Annotated in this window: 19 protein-coding genes; 3 read left to right on the top strand and 16 right to left on the bottom strand. The window is 32.0% G+C overall.

Annotated elements, in window-relative coordinates:
- The first annotated feature begins 57 nt into the window (after positions 1-57).
- A complete protein-coding gene (locus tag DG508_RS03450; protein ID WP_108866798.1) occupies positions 58-555 on the top strand; it encodes a hypothetical protein in 498 nt (165 codons plus the stop codon).
- 207 nt (positions 556-762) lie between these two features.
- Here the strand turns inward: DG508_RS03450 and DG508_RS03445 are convergent, their stop codons facing one another.
- Positions 763-3,120, bottom strand: coding sequence for a TonB-dependent receptor (locus DG508_RS03445; RefSeq protein ID WP_159090643.1), 2,358 nt, complete (start codon positions 3,118-3,120; stop codon positions 763-765).
- Between the two features lie 225 nt (positions 3,121-3,345).
- Between DG508_RS03445 and DG508_RS03440 the strand changes: the two genes are divergently transcribed.
- Positions 3,346-4,395, top strand: coding sequence for a sensor histidine kinase (locus DG508_RS03440; RefSeq protein ID WP_159090641.1), 1,050 nt, complete (start codon positions 3,346-3,348; stop codon positions 4,393-4,395).
- Positions 4,386-5,108 carry a LytR/AlgR family response regulator transcription factor gene (locus tag DG508_RS03435; protein WP_108866795.1) on the top strand — a complete coding sequence of 241 codons (723 nt, stop codon included), beginning with the start codon at positions 4,386-4,388 and terminating at the stop codon, positions 5,106-5,108. Before DG508_RS03440 ends, DG508_RS03435 begins: the two co-directional genes overlap by 10 nt.
- Positions 5,109-5,191: 83 nt before the next feature.
- Here DG508_RS03435 and DG508_RS03430 read toward each other — a convergent pair whose 3' ends face one another.
- From DG508_RS03430 to DG508_RS03360, 15 genes are all read right to left on the bottom strand, one after another.
- A complete protein-coding gene (locus DG508_RS03430) occupies positions 5,192-6,064 on the bottom strand; it encodes an RNA polymerase sigma factor (RefSeq protein WP_108866794.1) in 873 nt (290 codons plus the stop codon).
- Between the two features lie 70 nt (positions 6,065-6,134).
- Positions 6,135-6,626: a YybH family protein gene (locus DG508_RS03425; RefSeq protein ID WP_108866793.1), complete on the bottom strand. Its 492-nt coding sequence runs from the start codon at positions 6,624-6,626 to the stop codon at positions 6,135-6,137.
- 152 nt (positions 6,627-6,778) lie between these two features.
- Complete coding sequence (locus DG508_RS03420; protein WP_108866792.1) at positions 6,779-7,396, bottom strand: alpha-ketoglutarate-dependent dioxygenase AlkB family protein; 618 nt, start codon at positions 7,394-7,396, stop codon at positions 6,779-6,781.
- A complete protein-coding gene (locus DG508_RS03415) occupies positions 7,383-7,628 on the bottom strand; it encodes an Ada metal-binding domain-containing protein (protein WP_103866219.1) in 246 nt (81 codons plus the stop codon). The genes DG508_RS03420 and DG508_RS03415 overlap by 14 nt, the downstream gene beginning before the upstream one ends.
- Positions 7,629-7,631: 3 nt before the next feature.
- Complete coding sequence (locus DG508_RS03410; RefSeq protein ID WP_108866791.1) at positions 7,632-8,345, bottom strand: 2OG-Fe(II) oxygenase; 714 nt, start codon at positions 8,343-8,345, stop codon at positions 7,632-7,634.
- On the bottom strand, positions 8,346-9,188 hold the full coding sequence (locus DG508_RS03405) for a bifunctional helix-turn-helix domain-containing protein/methylated-DNA--[protein]-cysteine S-methyltransferase (RefSeq protein ID WP_108866790.1): 843 nt from the start codon (positions 9,186-9,188) through the stop codon (positions 8,346-8,348).
- A gap of 222 nt (positions 9,189-9,410) precedes the next feature.
- Positions 9,411-10,343, bottom strand: a complete 933-nt coding sequence (locus tag DG508_RS03400) for an AraC family transcriptional regulator (protein ID WP_108866789.1) — start codon at positions 10,341-10,343, stop codon at positions 9,411-9,413.
- A gap of 389 nt (positions 10,344-10,732) precedes the next feature.
- A complete protein-coding gene (locus tag DG508_RS03395; RefSeq protein WP_108866788.1) occupies positions 10,733-11,086 on the bottom strand; it encodes a hypothetical protein in 354 nt (117 codons plus the stop codon).
- 4 nt (positions 11,087-11,090) lie between these two features.
- Positions 11,091-12,110, bottom strand: coding sequence for an RHS repeat domain-containing protein (locus DG508_RS03390; protein ID WP_255412524.1), 1,020 nt, complete (start codon positions 12,108-12,110; stop codon positions 11,091-11,093).
- A 271-nt stretch (positions 12,111-12,381) separates the two neighbouring features.
- The gene (locus DG508_RS03385) at positions 12,382-12,879 is read right to left on the bottom strand and encodes a GTP-binding protein (protein WP_108866786.1); all 498 of its coding nucleotides are present in this window, start codon (positions 12,877-12,879) and stop codon (positions 12,382-12,384) included.
- Between the two features lie 90 nt (positions 12,880-12,969).
- On the bottom strand, positions 12,970-13,428 hold the full coding sequence (locus tag DG508_RS03380) for a COG2426 family protein (protein WP_103866224.1): 459 nt from the start codon (positions 13,426-13,428) through the stop codon (positions 12,970-12,972).
- 409 nt (positions 13,429-13,837) lie between these two features.
- Complete coding sequence (locus DG508_RS03375; RefSeq protein ID WP_108866785.1) at positions 13,838-14,953, bottom strand: imelysin family protein; 1,116 nt, start codon at positions 14,951-14,953, stop codon at positions 13,838-13,840.
- On the bottom strand, positions 14,954-16,351 hold the full coding sequence (locus tag DG508_RS03370) for a di-heme oxidoreductase family protein (protein WP_108866784.1): 1,398 nt from the start codon (positions 16,349-16,351) through the stop codon (positions 14,954-14,956).
- A 72-nt stretch (positions 16,352-16,423) separates the two neighbouring features.
- Complete coding sequence (locus DG508_RS03365) at positions 16,424-17,590, bottom strand: imelysin family protein (RefSeq protein ID WP_108866783.1); 1,167 nt, start codon at positions 17,588-17,590, stop codon at positions 16,424-16,426.
- 254 nt (positions 17,591-17,844) lie between these two features.
- Positions 17,845-18,270 (bottom strand): hypothetical protein, encoded by a 426-nt coding sequence (locus tag DG508_RS03360; protein WP_108866782.1) that lies wholly within the window; start codon positions 18,268-18,270, stop codon positions 17,845-17,847.
- Between the last annotated feature and the right edge of the window lie 213 nt (positions 18,271-18,483).

Raw genomic sequence — 18,483 nt, 5'->3', positions numbered from 1 at the left:
GGTCTAGGGTTTAATTACTTTGCAAATCATCCCGAGAATATAAAAGGAATTGCTTTTATGGAAGGTATTATTCAAGATATTGGTTCTTACTTTGATAAAAATACGCTTGATTTTTTTAAACAATTACGAGGGGAAAATGGGTGGAAAATGATTGCTGAAGATAATATTTTCTTAAATGATGTTCTGCCAACATGGGTAGTTCGTGATTTTACCAAGGATGAATTAGAAGCTTACAAAAGTCCTTTTAAAACAGTAAATAGTCGAAAACCTATTTGGAAATTCGTTTCTCAAGTGCCTTTAAACGGTAAACCAGAATTAACATCATTTATTGTTAAAAACTATAGAGAGAAACTACAGCAATCAACTATCTCTAAGTTATTTTTCTATGCAGAGCCAGGGGCCTTTATGCCAGAACCTGTTAGAAATTGGATTATAGAGAATATCCCTAATACAGAAGCCGTAAATATTGGTTCAGGAACACATTTTATTCAAGAAGACAATCCAGAATTAATTAGCTCAAAATTAAAAGATTGGATATCAAAACTCTACGCATAAAAATCTTTATATAATTATATGATAAAAAAATGGCATCACCCAAAAGAGTGATGCCACAAATAGAAGTCTTATAATTGATTAAATGACCCCAAAACATTGGTGATTATAAATACTTCTATTTTGCTAAAACAAATTGATTGATATACATGACCTCCTCATTATTTTTTATTTTATTATTTTTTAAAAATTATACATTTTTTGTTGAGCTTATAGAAATTTATCTGCTTTGATATTTTTATCACGTTTTTTTCTAGAGATTGATCTTACTTTTCCTCCAAAACGGTAGGAGGCTCCTATAAAGAGTTGTTGCGTATCTCGTAAAAATTCTCCTTCCTGAAAAACCGTTCTATAAGTCTCAAAAGCAAATCGTTGTGTTCCAAACACATCATTTACATTGATACTTAAACTCCCTTTACCTTTAGCAAAATTATAGCGTAATCCTGCATTCATATAATAGTTTGGTTTGAGTTCATATTGCAATACTTCTTGCCTGCCACTATAAAATCCAAATAATGATGCTCTTATATTTTTACTGATTTTAAAACTATTAGTCAGCTTTATATTGGCAAGTGTATTCTGAACAGATACCCCTATACCGTCTATGATTCCTTGTTGTTCTCTAGAGTACAGTTCTAGATTCGAATTAAAACGCCACCAATCGGTAATTTCAAAATTCATCCCTATCTCTAATCCATATGCATCATTACTCTCAAAATTATCATAGCTCAATCGTAGTAAATTAGGATCCTGTTGATCAAAGATTCCAATTCTATTGATCTCATCCTCAATCTTTCTGTAAAACCCACTCAAGCTAATTGAATTTTTAGCAAATCTATAGAGGTAATTAACTTCTAATGCATTACTAAATTGAGGAATTAATTGTAAATTTCCTGTCGCTATTATTTGAGGGGTGGTAACTTGTCTAATCGGATTAATCTGGTTAAAAGATGGACGTTCTATCCTTCTACCGTAGCTTAGTTGATATTGATGCGGGCTTTCTAAATTGGCTTTGTATTCAACAAATATAGAAGGGAATACATTAAATAATTTTTGATCAAAATTCGTTACAGCCATAGTTTCTTGATCAAAAGAAGCATTGACCAAATAATACTCAAACCTTGATCCTAGGTTAAATTTAAATTTACCAAGAGAGGACCCCCACATAAAGTAAGAAGAGAAAATATCTCGATCATAGTTTAATACAGAGTTCAATAAATTGGGATTAGAAACACTATATGTATTATCTATAGCATTTATACGAGTTTCTGCCCCTAATTCAATTTTTGAATTACTTGAGATAGGAAGACTATAATCAATATTGAGAGTTAAAACAGTTCGTTGATCTTCTATATTTTCATTATAAAAAGGAGTTTTAGTGTTCCCTGAAAAATCAAAACTGTTAGCCATATCGCTATTATAATTATTATAATCTGCCTCTAACTCCAAAAAGTGCGTGTCTTTATCAAATAACCACTTATAATCCAAATTATATATCTGTGTATGATTCTTTCGTTTTAAGAGATCATTCAGTCCAAAATTTTCACTTTCATTTTGTTTAAATACAACTTGTTTACCTCCATCAAAATAAGCTTTGTAAAAGTTTTGATTTGTAAATAACGAAACCGTATGCTTATCAGATAAATAAATATCTGTGCCCAGTTTTATATTATTAGACTTTCTATTATTGATATTTCTGGTCGTCTGATTAGAATTAAGATCAAACCTGTTCACACGACCATCAGTAATTTGATCTCCAAACCTGTTTGCATATTCTACATAAAAATTGGTAGCTCCTGGCTTATAATTAAACGAGAAACCATTATTATATCGTTCTCTTTGTGCAATCGTAACACTTGAGTTTACCCCTAGATTCCAACCAGTATTACCCGATTTTTTTAATACCACATTAATAATTCCGTTTAGACCATCTGGATTATATTTTGCAGAAGGATTCGTGATCAGTTCTATTTTTTTAATAGTATTAGATGGTATTTGTTGGAGAATATCTCCTGAGTTTTCGAGATTGCTTAACTTACCATCAATAAGAATTCTTACATTTTGGCTTCCGCGGAAGGTAATATTACCATCTGAATTGACATTTACAGAAGGTAGATTATTCATTATATCAATCGCTGAAGGCCCTTGTGAAATCAGATCCTTTCCTACATTTATAATTTTTCTGTCTATCCGTTGTTCTATGGTTGATTTTTGAGAGGTAACTAGCACCCCTTCTAGCATTTCAACATTTTCTTCAAGATATATTGTCAAATCCTTTACAGGTACTCCTGATTTCAATTCAATACTATGTTGCTGAGATTTATACCCTATAAATTCTATCTCTATAGTATAAGTTTGCGGTGCAAGATCTGTAAGTATAAACTGCCCGGAATCTTCTGTAATCGTTCCCATCACAATGGTTCCTTTATCATCTTTTACTACTACACTAGAAAATGCAAGTGGTTCTTGTAGGTTTTTATCCAAGATAGTTCCAGAAATAGTGCCTACGTTTTGTCCAACCGTAATAGAACTACAAAGAAATGAGACTAATAAGATCAAATATTTCATATAACAGTTTTTATCATTTTGACCAAATGTATAGGTTAGAAGTGCCCAAAAAATAGAGAGTAGACGTTCAGTACTTTTATGCATATCAATATGCAGATTACCATGCTATTTTAATTAATTCTGTGGTTAATATGTATTCGTATGCGCAAATTGCTTCTTTGTCATCGATACCATCTTATTTTGATAAATATTGCTATCTTAGAATATCCAGTTATTTTTATACCAATGAAAAAACTCAATCTTAGTAATAATCTATGGTGGCATTTGGCATTTTGGTGTTGTGTCCTAGTATTCTCTATAGCTAGTGCCAATTGGTACTATTCAACTTTTACAGAACTTATTGAGGTATATACCTTTAAGGTTTTATTACAAATGATTTTTGCTTATACTATGAGTTGGTTATTGCTTCCTAAAATTTTAAACAAAAAAGGAAGTACTGCATTTGCGATTTCTCTTCTGGCATTATTTGCAATTATTCATGCCTTATGTACTTCTTATCTTGTATATTATTTGGTTCCTAATTACCCAACAACCTATACAACCTATTTACAACGGTTTGAGTCTACCAGTTTTCAAAGTATCTATTTCAATTTTAATCAATTTTTTTCTACATCTTTATACTATGCCTACCCTTGTGTAATTCTGGTAGCTATTTTATTTTATATAGAAAAACAAAAACTTCTTGAACTACATGAAAAAAAACGAGAAGCAGAATTGAATGCGTTAAAAAATCAATTAAACCCACATTTTTTATTTAATACATTAAATAGTTTATATCTACTTGCTCTAAAAAAGTCTGAAAAGACAATCAAAGTCATAGAAAATTTATCTCACATCTTAGATTATATGCTATATCGTTGTGATAAGAAATATGTTCTATTAAGAGATGAACTCACTCTTATAAATAAATATCTAGAACTAGAACAGATACGGTACGGCAAAAGAGTTAACGTGATTTTTGATGAATCTATCACAGGAGCAGAAAAAATTGCCCCTCTACTGTTATTGACATTTGTAGAAAATGCTTTTAAACATGGAGTATCTGAGGAGATTAATATGGCTACTATTCAAATAAAAGTAGCAAATACTGGTGATCAATTATATTTTGAATTAAAAAATTCTAAACCTCCCAAAAAGAATGTAACCTCAGAACGCAAGGCTTTGGGGCTTCTTAATGTAAGAAAACAACTCGAGCTTCTCTACCCAAAAACACATGAGTTAAAAGTTACTAATACTGAAAATACATACAAAACACAACTTCAAATATGTCTGTAACCTACAATTGTTTAATAGTTGATGATGAACCTTTGGCTGTTGAACTTATAGAAGAATATGTATCTAGAATCCCTAATCTTATAGCTGTAGGAAGTTGTAATAATGCCTTAGAGGCTTCTACACTGCTTTCTCAAGAACATATTGACCTGTTATTTCTAGATATTAATATGCCTGTAATGAAAGGGACTGATTTTTTCAAAAGTTTAGTAAAAAAACCTAAAGTCATATTCACAACGGCATATCGAGAATATGCGCTAGAAGGTTTTGAGGTAAATGCATTGGATTATTTATTGAAGCCAATCATTTTTGATCGCTTCTTTATGGCAATCCAGAAATTTTTGAATGAGATGAACAAAGGCTCAAAAACAGAAAATACTGAAAAAGTAGAACAACAGACTTCTTCAATATTCATAACGCAGGGACATAAAAAAATTAAACTAGTTCTAGACGATATTTATTATATAGAAAGCTTCAAAGATTATATAACATTTCATACCAGAACAGGATCGGTTAAGACCAAAGAAAACATTGGCGTAATGCAAAAAAGACTAGGTGCTCAATTCTTAAGAATACATCGCTCCTATCTTGTACATGTACCTTACATTAATGCGTTTACCAAACAAGATATTGAAGTGAATGAAAGAGAACTTCCTATAGGATCAAGTTATAGAAATGGAGTCTTACAATTTTTAAACACATTACATCCTTTATAAATATAAGCTCTCAAAAAAATGTTCTTTTAATGAGTTAAATTTAGGTTATCATAAACCCAAGAGCTGATATTTATATATTTCTCTTATTCAAAATTAAAGGTTTCTTTTATAGTTTTTGAAGAGAGTAAATCTTTAATCGACTGTAACATAACAGGACTTTGTACAAAGGGATGTTCTTGATATAACTTTTGATATTGAGAGGTTATTTCTTCTTTATATGTTTCTATTTTTTTATCTATTACCTTATTGATACTAGTAATCGTTTTTTTCTGGAAATGTAGGTTTACTGGGTCAACAAATCCCATTTTTATAAATCCTACTGTTTTTCTGGCACAACGACAAGGGTTCTTTTTATTGATAAGTCCGCATTTATTATTCATAAAATTATACAATTGTTTTTTTGCTCTATGTAGTTTGACTCTAAAATTTTCTTTAGAAATTTCCATTATTTCACTACCAATCGAATCTGTAAACTCAAACAATTCTCCAATTATATATATCATTCGTTGTTCTCTATCAAGGCATAACAGCATTCCTTTCATACAACTTATTTTTGCTTCTTTTACCAATAATTTATTTTCAACTTCAAAAGAGTAATTAGAAAGAGGCTCATTTGGTAATTGGTCAAGTCCTTGTCCAAATTCATCAAATGATAATGAATTGGTTTCATATTTACCCCTTTTCATATTCAAAAAATGATTTTTCACAATACGATACACCCATGTTTTAAAGCTACTTTTTTTCTGAAATGAAGTTAGCTTTGTTATCACTTTAATCAATACCTCTTGTGTTAAATCTGCTGCCTCATCACTATCACCAGTAAATGTCAAAGCAACATTATAAATCCAATCTTGATGCTTTTTAATCAGGTTTTCTAGTGCAATTTTATCACCAGCAAGAGATTTTTCTATCAAAATAGTGTCAGACACTGTTATATCAAATGATGTACTACGCATTTTGTGTTTTATGAACTATAAAATTTTGCCCTTGTAAATACAAGGACAAAATTTTAATACGATTATACTATTATTTATTCATTAAAAATTGACCATGAGGATTATCAAAAATCATAAGCCATTTTCCATCTTCTTGTTTTCTTAGCACTGCAATAGATAATCCATTCTGTTTAATTTCTATTCCATCAGGTGTTTTTGCAGTCATTTCCCATGGTGCAATATGAGTTGCTATAGTTCCTGCAATAAAAACTTCATGTCCACTATAGGTAAAAATAGGATTTATCATAGCCATTTCCTTAAACATTTCTCTCAAAACTTTAGGATCAGATATTGGTGTTTCTGGTTCAAATACTACGACTGCATCTTGCTCATAACTGGCCATGACTCTATCAATATCTTTGTTTTGAAAAGCTTCTGTCATTTTTTCTATAGCTGTTAATACATTTTTTTGTTCTGTTGTCATCTTTTTTTCTTTTTTAATTTGAGCATTACTATTAATTGGTATTGAAATCACACAAAATAGCATGACTATCAATAATTTTGAATGTGTTTTGTACATCATAACCTTTTTATTTTTATTTGGTTTACGATTTAGACACAACACATAGATGACTGTTACAGTAAATGTATTTTTTTTTGAAATGTTGAAGAATTTCTTCTATTATCCTATCTATTCAAGGTAGGTAAATCAACTTTTGAGTATATTTTTAGTAGCTATCTATTAATTTCCTCAATCGTTCTAAAAGTTAAGTTCACTCTGGGAGTATGTATTAATTTTGTTTGTGGTAATCGGTGTAACCAATTTGTTTGGGTAGTTCCTTTCATTACCAGTAGGCTACCGTGTTCCAGCATCAGTTCAACTTTCTCTTTGGTTATTTTATGCTTAAAGGCAAATTTTCGTTCTGCTCCAAAGCTCAAAGACGCTATAGCTCCGTTTTTTTTCAAATCTTTTTCAGCATCACTATGCCAAGCCATGCCTTCGCTCCCATTGTGATATAGGTTTAACAAGCAAGAGTTAAATGTTTCACCCGTTTTTTGTTCTACTTTTGTTTTTAACTCTAATAGCTCCTCTGTCCAGGGTAAAGCTAATTTTGTCGTTTTGGAGTACGTATATTCAAAAGGTTTTTCGCCATACCAAGCTACTTTGCGTTTGGTAATTATCTTTTTCCCAAAAATTATTGCCTCATCATTACGCCACTCGATAGTATCTAATAAGGATTCTAGATATTGATTTGCTTCCCTTTGGTTAAGTAATGTACCATAATAATGTACTGTTCCCTCTTTTGGGAGCCAATTTTTTGTGGCATCCACTTCTATATTAAACAGCTTCATTTTTCCATTTTTTATATTCCTTATTCATACAATGACCACACGGACGAAAATTATTTTGTAAAGCTTCCTTTTCACTAGAAAAGAACACTCGATTTTTACGCTTCATTCGTTTACCTGATTTACAGCCTAACTTACCATAAATTTTTAAGTTCTTATTACCTCCTAAGAGAATTTCTTTCCTCTTAATTTTAATACGTAAATCACGATCTAAAATAACATTATGCGCTATCATATCCTAGCTTATTGCATCATGAAAAATTATGCCTACTGTATGTCTTGCCCCACGATGTAATTCACTCACCCCATGTTTCATATTTGCTCTATAATATCCTTTTTTTCCTTTTATAGGTCTAAAATTAGTTGTAAAAATAAGCATATCCCCTTTTTTAGGTTGTAGTACTATAGCTTTAGATTGTGCTCTTGGTATTTGTTGCATAAGCACAAATTCACCCCCATCAAAATCAACATTTGGCTCGTTTAAAAATAATACCGCTTGAAGCGGAAAATACACCTCTCCATATAAATCTTGATGCAAGGTATTGTATCCCCCTTTACCATACTTCAAAATTAATGGAGTTGGTTTTAATTGATTGACATCATGACATTGTTTTTGTAACGCATACAATGAGTCTGGAAATTCTTTTTCCATTTTCAAAACTTTCATCCATAAATTGGCTATTGGTACTAATTTTGGATATATCTGCTCTCGCAGGGTTTGAATTATTTCTGGCAATGGGTAGTCAAAATACTTGTATTCTCCCAGACCAAAACGATAACGCTCCATGGTTACAGTTTTTCTATATGCTATAGGTTCGTCATACATATTGAGTAATACCTTACATTGCTTTTCTGATATTAATTTTGGGATAATGGCATATCCTTTTTCATTCATATTCAAAGCAATATCATCCCAATCAATAGCTTTAATTTTTGTAATTAACCTCTCCATTTACACATTAGTTTTTGCAGCTTCCCAACCAATTATTGCTGATTTTCTAGTGCTTCCCCACATATATCCTCCAATATTTCCTGTAGATTGAATGACTCTATGGCAAGGAATCAGAAATGCCACTGGGTTACCACCTATTGCTGTTCCTATGGCTCTTGATGCGTTGGGATTATCAATTTCTTTTGCTATTGCCCCATATGTTGATAGCTTACCCATTGGAATTTTTAACAGCGTTTCCCATACTTTTAACTGAAATGGTGTTCCTTGTAAGTGCAATTTTATCTGATTGAGTTTACTCCAATCGTTTTGAAATATGAACAGTGCATTTTGTTGTGTGGTATCTACAACTTGATTATACTTAGCATTTGGAAATCTACATTTCATTTTTATTAGAGCTTCCTTCTTATCTTCAAAAAATTCTATATGGCAGATTCCTTTTTTGGTAGATGCTACAATAATATTACCAAACGGGCTTTCGGCAAAACTGTAATTTATAAAAAGGTTCTCCCCTCCATTTTTATATTCTCCAGGAGTCATTCCTTCAATATTAATAAATAAATCATGCAAACGACTTGTACCAGACAAACCTGTTTGATATGCTGTATCAAATAATGTAGCTTGTTTCTCTTTTAGTAATTGTTTGGCATAATTGATACTTAAATACTGCATAAACTTTTTAGGGCTTACGCCTGCCCAATCGGTAAAAAGACGTTGAAAATGATATGGGCTTATATCTACACTATCTGCAATCGTGTTTAAAGAAGGTTGCTCTTTAAAATTTTCTTTGATATACGTTATAGCTTCTGCTATTCGATTGTAATTAACATGCTCTTGATCTGTCATTTTATTATATTTTATGATACAAAAGTATGTAGGTTCTGAAGGTCATAAAACCCGATTCTTGCTACATTTAATTTTTGGTAGAAAAAGGTTTCTTACTTGATCTTATGCATAAAACATGATCTATTTTATACTAATGTTTGGCTCATAAACAAAGATACTAGAAAAGAGCTGAATAAATAATTCAGCTCTTTTCTAGTATCTCATACCCTCAATTGCATTTTCTTAAATAGCTTTTACGGGTACATAAAACTCAACTTTGAATATTTCTCCTTTTGGTTGCTCTGGATACAATTCAAAATATGGTTTATCATCGGGAACATAATTATTAGTAGGAAACCACTGCCCATAAATCCAGTCCCATGCTTTTGGAAAATCCTGTGCAGACATCTCAAATTGACATACTACATATTTTCCTTCTTCAATATCCATTTTTCCTATAATACCGTCTGTTTCTGTTTCCTTAGGGATTGTTACACATAAACTCATTCTTTGTGTATCATTAAGAGTTACTTTGGGGTTATCATGATAAACGATCAGGTATTTAAAATCTTCGTTACCCATCAATTCTTTTGATGCCGCCCAAGCAAAGAGCTCTCCTCTATGTTTTTGATATAATTCATTATTTCCTTTATAAGGGCCTAAACTTCTATTATAAGCCACCGTCATTTTAGAAAGCGTCCTTACTTCTACGTTTTTAATAATCTCCATAGTACTTGTCCATTTTATTGTTTTAGATGCTGGACAAAAGTATGGGGCGATCTTATCTTCCTTATGTCGAATATTGCTATTCGTTTGACTATTATTGCTTTTTTGAATGGCTTCTTTTTTGTAGAAAGATGCTGTAGTATTGAAATGTTTTTTAAAACTTCTAGAAAAAATAGAAAGATCAGAGAAACCACATTGATACGCTATCTCTGATAAACTTTTATGTGGTTGAGATATAATAAGTGATGCTGATTTTTCTAAACGAAGTCTTACTATATATTGAAAAGGGGATTCTCCTACAATAGCAATAAATATTCTACGAAAATGAAATTTTGAAAAATTGGCTATCAACGATAGTTCTTCTAGTGAAAAAGATTTCTCTAAGTTCTTATCGATATAATCCAATACCTTGTTTGTATTTCTTATATAATGATTCTGTTTTGTCTGCACAGTTTGTCGTTATAAAAATCAATCTTTTTTTGAATATCAAATGTACCATATAAAAGAATACTTTATTTTTATTTTAATACAGAACAAATTTATTTCCCAACCACGGCTAAGCCCATCTATTTAGTAAAACCTAACAAAAAACCATCACTACCAATTTCTAAAAAGGTAGCCAAAATCTACAAACCATAAAAGCTACCTCTTACAGTAGCTTTTATATTTATTTTATATTACAATCTTTAATAATCGCACGGATTACAAATCCGCGCTATCGGGTTACTCTTGCACGCCACTAAGCCAAGCTTAGCGGTAGCCGTTACTTTGACAAACTAGCGCCATCTGGGGTCGAGCACTAGCAATCAATCATTCGTGCGCCAGCGGGGTAAGACAGTTTATTCAAGTATTTCTTGATTAAAATTAATTACACACTTTTCAGGATCATTAATATTATAATATAAACGAAACTTCAAACCAATACAACTGCTATCCTTATAACAAGTAGCAAATTTTCTCGAATAATTATCCGTTTTTATATACTCCCGATCTCCAACATTATATCTATAAGTAACATAATAACCATCTCCAATTCCTATAACCTCGTGTTTAATGATAATTGCAACAGTAGGTAATGAATTTTTAGATATTTCTTCAATTTCATTTTTCCTAGAATTCCATAAAAAAACAGAAATTAAAAGAACAATAATCACCCCTATAATTTCTATATGATTTCTTTTTATACCTATCAAAATATCAACCTTTTTTTACTTTAGTTTTATCGTTTACCTTATTATTCTTTGCTCTTTCATCAACTTTTTTAGATGGGATTTTAGTAGGTTCAATATTTACTTCTTTTATTTGTTTACGGATTTCATCTTTAAACATTTTTATTAATAAATTTTCAAAAACACTTTTTACTATATCAGCTCCCTCTGATTTATCGATACCTGCTTTTTTAACACCTTTATCAATAATTCTTCTTAATGCAAAATCATAAAGTCCTTCATCTAAACTTTTTAAAGACACATCTCCTTCTTTAGCGTCAATAAAAGCTTTGAAAAAATCAGATGCTGCCTTATTTTTAATAACACCAGAAATCACAACATTAGCCCAATCCACTTGTTCGACATCTCCTCCATTTTGAAGTAATTGTTTAAATGCATCTAATGATGCTTCTGCTATAGCTTTTTCTAAATAAATAGCCGTTCCCTCTGGTATGAGAGTTGCAACAGCTGGAGCCCCATATATAACCGCGGGAACTGTTACACCTGCAACTATCGTTGTCATAGTTGTTAATTCAAGAGGCTTAGCTATTGCTAATTCTGTTAAACCAGCTGTAAGTTGAACATCGTGCATAAAATCTTTTTTATTTTCTGCTATTTGAGGATGATAATTTATCATATCATTAGATCTATTTGCTCCCTGTAGAACATTTCCTTTAGCAGTTGTTATTTCTAATTTCCAATTGGAGTAATAAAGTGACAATCTCATAATAACATTATCCCACTCTCTTCCTTCAAGACCTATTCCATCAACAACCCTATTTTCACTAAAAGCATATGGGCTATTCCAAGGATATTCCCAACTTAAAGGGTCAACAGCAAAGAACCTCCCCACACGAGGGTCATGCATTCTATATGTATAGTTAACAGAGTTCCCTTCCCCTTTGATTTCGTTGTCTAGTTCTTGTCCTTGGAAGCCGTATCTATAGTCTGCACTGTTTCCATGTCTATTAGGAAGTAACATCCCAAAAGGATAGTAGTCACTGCATATTTTTCAGAAAAAACACTTTTTTTTGCGCATACCTCGCCAGCTAAACTGCTTTTTTTATTTTTAAGAACGTATGCCTTTCGACCTTGTAAATATAGTTAAATTCAACGTTTGGAGTGTGTTTCAGCTTCAAGGTTAATTATAGCCTAGTCGCGACTGAACGAAGCTACATGTGTGTAAAACAGGATGAAGCCATAACGAAGAGGAACTGCCGACGTGTGGGAGGAAGCCTACCAAGGCTCTTAATTTCTTTTGATATAAAAACTAAAGTAGATTATACGGATTCCAAAGTACTTTTCATAAACAGGTATAACTCTTTCATTTGTGTTGTGCCTGCTTCTCTACCTAATCGTCCTGCAAAATAGAGTACAAACCATGCTATTAACAGGAAAATCATACTAACTACAGGAAAAATAAACGATTGATCAAGAGTCATATTTACATACATCCAAATTCCTGCGCTTATAAATAATATAGCAACTATAAAGTGTAGGAACATAAAAAGTGTCCAAACGGTTGGACTAGGACCAAAAAGCCCTTTTAACTCTGTTTGCGTTTCTGTTGTTTCGTAAATTTCGAGATGCAATTGAGGTGACCAGAAGTGTTGTTCTTTTTTGGGAATACGAATAAAAACATGATGATCTACTCTACTTATTTTAAAATCAGGAGAAGTTTTTGCTATTTTTTCAAAGGCTTCCAACGCTTTTTCTGGTGGGATTTTTAAATCTTTAAAAAACCTTGGTCTTAAAACAATGTCGTTTGATATTTCCATAAATGCATTTATATATCAATGCTACTATGTTTTACTCTCATTATCAATGACTTTTGTCAGGTTTAGCAAAAAAAGAGTTCAAAAAAATAATTAGGCAACCCCTTTTATAGTAAGTAGAGTTGTTCCCCATACAATAACAGAAGAGAAAAATATACCTATGCTATTTGCTACAAAAGCTTCTCTTTTTCTTATTTTAAATAAATAAGTAGCAATACTACCTGCATAGACTCCTGTACCAGGAAGAGGAATCATTACAAAAAATAAAAGCCCCCAGAAGCCATATTTTTTGATCTTACCTTCTGATCCAACTTTTGCTTTTCTTGCAACATATATGGCTGCTTTTTTATAGAATGTCCATTTCAACAGGTAACTATTTACTTTTTCCAGAAAAAATATCATCAAAGGAAAAACAAGCACATTAGCCAAAAAGCATGCTACAAACACCAAATAAATATTTAGTCCATTGTACATACCGTAGGGAATCCCTACTTTGGCCTCTCCAAACGGAGAAAGGCTCCATAAAATAGCTATAACAAAATCTTGAATCACAAAAATTCTTTTTATATAAGGTTTACAAATTTAAGGTTCTAATCGATTCATCCAATAACTTTAACTCACAAAAAAACATTAAATTACTTTTTAGAATCATTTTAAATACCTTTTTTCTATTTTAAGCAACTTTTAATCGCTATATCACAGATTTTTTCACATACTTTGTCGTATATAATTATGATAAATTTCATAGAGTAATATATAATTAAAAAATATATCATAAAGTTTCCTCTATAAAAAAATAGGGATGCTAATAAAATAACATCCCTATCGTACTTGAGGCATATATAGTAATCTCATATTTATTCAAAAAAACTATCAATTATGAAACATTTATTCTTGCCTAAAGCTATTTTTTGATCGACAACTTTTTTAAAAAGAAGTAATCTCAGTTCTCTATTTTTTATCAATCACCATCGTTATCATTAAATGTTATAGTAGTTCCTAATCTATTCGCCATATCAATTTTGATAAGTACCAATAGATCTCTAAACGAGTTTTTGAGGGCTACAACTGCTGCTGGTTTAGAGATTATCTCTTCTTGTAAACTTCCTTGTATTGCATCAATAGCAGATTGACATACTGAGAACTGTTCTATCAATTTATCGGCTACATCTTTACTGCCTATCAACTCTAAAATATCATCAAATCCCTCCTGCTCTGTATTTTGCCCAAAATTACCAGTATAACACATTTGTAATGCTATCAAATGTTGTTGTAGTATTTCTTTTGAAAACTCGCTATAGTATGCTTCTAGCAGTTGTGTATCTACAGTTCCTCCATTTGAATCTCCTAATGGTTTTCCTAACTTGGTAAGAATAACTTCTTCTATCAAGGCTACCATTGCATTAACTACCAGATTTTGACTACCACTAATACCATTCTCTAATGCTGTTGTAAATCCATCTCCATGAGTTTGCCAGAGTGCCTGTAATGCTATTGATTTTGTTTGTAAATCTTCACTCAAGGCCAATAGATATTCCATCCTGCGCGAGGCATAGGTATCTGTAGTATACATATCTAGTACACTTGTATTTTCTATATTAGAAAACAATAAATATTCAATACCAGAAATCCCTTTTGATGAAGACCCTAAAGAAGTAATAAAAGCTGTACTTAATACCTGAGTCCCTTTTATATTTGTATCAATTCTTTGTATGTCTGATGGCCAACGATTGATCTCGAAACTAATAAAACTACTGGCAATATTACCTAAGTCATAAAGTTCTAATTGTTTCCATACCTTTTGAATTGCTTTCCATTGTTTTTGAGCTGCTTGTAGATTGACCAAAGTAGCATCATTCTGAAAACGCTTTATAGTTTCTACGAGTGTAGTTGTCTCTTTTACAAAATCTGTATTCAAAGGGGATATACCATATTTATAAATGGTAGTTAATTGATTTTTTTTGTGAAATTCCATATCAGGTTCAGATCCTGAATCGCTATCACACCCAAGTAAAGCAGCTATAATGCTTATTACTACCAAAGTGATAACTATTATTTTTTTTATTGAGAAATTCATTTATAGTGATTTAATAAAGTCTATTAATTTTGTTCTTTCCTCACTTGCAAGGTTCATAAATTCATTTTTAGCAGCTAATGCTTCTCCATCATGCCATAAAATTGCCTCTTCAATTGTACGTGCTCGTCCATCATGAAGTAAATTTGTATGTCCGTTTACTGTTTCAATAAGACCTGTTCCCCAAAGAGGAGGTGTTCTCCATTCTTTTCCTGTAGCCAGAAAATCGGGAGTATTATCTGCCAGTCCGTCTCCCATATCATGCAATAGTAAATCTGTATAGGGCCTAATTGTTTGGTTTTCTAATGCTTTTATGGGATATGTTCCTGTTTGTAATACAGGAATATGACACGCCACACAATCTGCATCTTCAAACAATTGTTTCCCTTCTAATATTTCTTGTTTATCAAAGTCTCTACGTGCTGGAACGGCAAGTGCTGCCGAATAAAATGTTACTTTATCAAGATTTTCATCTGGAATTTCAGGAGTTCCTCCATTGATAATTGCATCACAGTCTACTCCATTAGGACAATTCTCATTGGGGAATAAAGAAGTGGTAATTCCTAAATCTCCAGAAAAAGCGCCTGCAACCTGCTGTCGTAAATTGGGCTGGTTACTCTTCCATCCAAAACGCCCTATTTTTACAGATTGAGTTTCTATATCATATACATAATTAGGCCTTCCAGAGATACCATCACCATCACTATCAAACTCATCTGCATAGCTTAATAATATACCCTCAGGAACAGCATCCAATAATCCCAGTCCTATCATTTGATTGGCTACTCTAGGTGAAATTTGAACATTGGCTGCCATGGGTCCATAATTTAAATTCACAAAATTATAAGTAGGATCTTGCAGAGTAACCGTTGCCCCGTCTGGATAGGTTACTACAATAGGTTTATATGTAATTTTTATATCTCCTTCTACCAAAATTCCTTGTATCACATCATCCTGAAATTGCCCTCCATAATTGGGATCGGGTAGATTTCCTCCTAATGCATTGACACCAGGAACACTTAATCTAAATAATAGTCCAGAAGGTTTTTCTCCATCAAATTTTGGGGGACGTCCTCTACCATCCTTAAAATGACATCCAGAACATGCTCTTGCATTAAAAAAAGGACCTAACCCATCTCTTGCAATGGTAGACGCAGGCGCTGTTACCCAACTTTGATTAAATAAAGAATTTCCTGTTCCAAAAATTAATTCTTGTTCTGTAGTTAAATTCCTAGCAAAAAAACCAAAAGCATTTGGTGATATATCAAACACTGTGGTTTCTCCTCCAGAAAATTCTTCTTCATTTTCTGGTAAAAGGGTATACTCATTAGAATCGTCTTTACTGCATCCAATAAAGATGATAATAAAAAGTTTTAAGATAATTAAATTAAATCTATTCATTTTAAATAAACAAACTAGGTGAAGATTATACTTCACCTAGTACAGTGTATTGATATTATGACCAATATTTTGTTAATTGTTCAGTGCTATTCCTAGAGCAGTTGCTCCATTTGTAAGCTCGTTTCCTAATGCTTGAAGAGATAATACTACTGCTCGAACTTTTTTACCTTCTGTAGAACTTGCACCTCCTGAAATAGCAAAATCAAAAGGAATTGCAATATTAGAAATACCAGTATCTACAGTATTTAAAGTTTGCGTTATTTTTTCTCCCAAGGTCTTATTTTGTTCGTTAACCAAATCTTGTAAAGAAGCTCCTTTTATAGTGCCATAAGAACCAGTGTAAACATTTCTAATTCCTTCAAAATTTAATAGTATATCTCTATGTGTATTATCACTAAAACAAGAATGTTCATCTTCTTGATCTGCAAGATCTAATGCTGTATTCATTCTTTCTATAGCAAGTTCTGAAGAAGATAACTCTGCTATACCAGCAAGCATATTTTTTAATGCTATATTTTCATCTAGTGCCAAGAATGTTGTTCTGTATGCTCCTCCTGGTTTCCACTCGTCTAACAATGATTGTAAGTGATCAAGTAATAATTCTGCACAAACTACCAAATAGGCTCTTCTTCTATCTTGATTAGCAGCTGTACCGCCATCTACAAAATCAGTGTATGGTCGTTGACCTGCTTTTTTATCAGTAGGAATAGGGTTATCCTGTCCCCACAATAAAAATTCTATCGCATGGTATCCTATACTAATATTTTTTTCTCCACCCTCTTCGTTTAATCCTGCTAAGGTAGCTTTATCAATGGTTTTTGATACATCATTGATGATACCAGCATTATCATTACCTTCTACATAATCTACATAATTCTCATCAAGCGGCCATGCATTTAACAACCCTTCTGGTCCATCGGCATCATCAATAGGACCATTAGCAAAACGAAAAGCTTCTGTTTGTCCGTATGGTTCTCTTGCAGCTTTCCAAGCGGCTTTTGTTGCATCAAAATTAGCTTGATTTGGCGTTGCCACAAAAGTAGCTATAGCAGTTTGCATTTTTTTTGCTTCATCATATGAATCTTTATAATTCTGATATACTAGATTTGCATAATTTTCTATTACTGCAGATTTCTCTACACCTGACTGATCATTGGTCGTGTCATCATCGCTAGAACATGCAACTACGCCAAGTAATAATGTACTTAAAAAAATACATCCAATTAATGTCTTTCTCATCTTTATGTTTATTTAGACCTTTTTAAAATAAAGCACAAAGATATTTTTTAGACCTAATAAAAACAACTTAATTTAGATTAAATTTAAATAATAAAACAAAGAAATACTACCCTCCTATTTAACAGTAATTTATGCTTTCTATCATTTCTTAATTGGTATTAATCTTATAAAAACCCAAAGGCCTTGTTCTATAAAAGAACAAGGCCCACACAAACTCAATCCATTAACTGAAAAAAATCAATTAATAAACCTACTTACTGCATTAATTTCTTAGACAACTCTTGTAATTGTGTTGCTTTTTTGGTCATATAATCGCTAAGCTTTTTTCCATCTTCTGGAGAAAGGTTACCCATTACTTCTTGAGCTTTTTGCCCTAATTTTTGTCCTTTTTCTCCAAGAGAAGCAAAAGCTGTCATGTCTTTGCTTTCTGCCACTTTTTTGTACTCCTCTACATATGCTTCATAAGAATTCACATATTCCTGAACTGCTTTATCACTAAAAGTTGGTACACCACTAGCTGCCTCAGAAGTAGTTTCTTCTTTTGCTTGTTCTGTTGTTTCTTCTGCTGCTACTTCTTCTACTTTTTCTGAACCTTCAGTAGCATTTGATTTTGTTTCTCCTTTACATGATACTGCTAATACTGCTACTAGTAATGAAAGGCTTAAAAATACTTTTTTCATGATTTGTTTTTTTTGTTGTTGTTAGTTATTAAAATATTATTAACTCATAATGACACTGCAAAGATGGGAGATATAAGAGCCTTGCCAAACACCTTTTTCCGTGAAAAAAGAACACCCTGTTTTCAGGGGGTATATGCTATCAATTGATTATTACATTACCGCTGCCTTTTAAAAAAAAAACCACAACACACTAACAAACAAACACATATACTA

This window comes from Aquimarina aquimarini (assembly GCF_900299535.1).
Taxonomy (GTDB): Bacteria; Bacteroidota; Bacteroidia; order Flavobacteriales; family Flavobacteriaceae; genus Aquimarina; species Aquimarina aquimarini.
The sequence above is the reverse complement of the archived record's forward strand: the minus strand, read 5'-3'. Positions and strand labels throughout refer to the sequence as shown.

Coding starts and splice junctions, on each gene's coding strand:
- DG508_RS03370 (WP_108866784.1), bottom strand. CDS start 16,351: ATGAATAGATTTAATTTAATTATCTTAAAACTTTTTATTATCATCTTT.
- DG508_RS03410 (WP_108866791.1), bottom strand. CDS start 8,345: ATGGAGAGGTTAATTACAAAAATTAAAGCTATTGATTGGGATGATATT.
- DG508_RS03435 (WP_108866795.1), top strand. CDS start 4,386: ATGTCTGTAACCTACAATTGTTTAATAGTTGATGATGAACCTTTGGCT.
- DG508_RS03430 (WP_108866794.1), bottom strand. CDS start 6,064: ATGCGTAGTACATCATTTGATATAACAGTGTCTGACACTATTTTGATA.
- DG508_RS03420 (WP_108866792.1), bottom strand. CDS start 7,396: ATGAAGCTGTTTAATATAGAAGTGGATGCCACAAAAAATTGGCTCCCA.
- DG508_RS03385 (WP_108866786.1), bottom strand. CDS start 12,879: ATGGAAATATCAAACGACATTGTTTTAAGACCAAGGTTTTTTAAAGAT.
- DG508_RS03425 (WP_108866793.1), bottom strand. CDS start 6,626: ATGATGTACAAAACACATTCAAAATTATTGATAGTCATGCTATTTTGT.
- DG508_RS03375 (WP_108866785.1), bottom strand. CDS start 14,953: ATGAATTTCTCAATAAAAAAAATAATAGTTATCACTTTGGTAGTAATA.
- DG508_RS03440 (WP_159090641.1), top strand. CDS start 3,346: ATGAAAAAACTCAATCTTAGTAATAATCTATGGTGGCATTTGGCATTT.
- DG508_RS03450 (WP_108866798.1), top strand. CDS start 58: ATGGAAGGTATTATTCAAGATATTGGTTCTTACTTTGATAAAAATACG.
- DG508_RS03360 (WP_108866782.1), bottom strand. CDS start 18,270: ATGAAAAAAGTATTTTTAAGCCTTTCATTACTAGTAGCAGTATTAGCA.
- DG508_RS03365 (WP_108866783.1), bottom strand. CDS start 17,590: ATGAGAAAGACATTAATTGGATGTATTTTTTTAAGTACATTATTACTT.
- DG508_RS03405 (WP_108866790.1), bottom strand. CDS start 9,188: ATGACAGATCAAGAGCATGTTAATTACAATCGAATAGCAGAAGCTATA.
- DG508_RS03445 (WP_159090643.1), bottom strand. CDS start 3,120: ATGAAATATTTGATCTTATTAGTCTCATTTCTTTGTAGTTCTATTACG.
- DG508_RS03415 (WP_103866219.1), bottom strand. CDS start 7,628: ATGATAGCGCATAATGTTATTTTAGATCGTGATTTACGTATTAAAATT.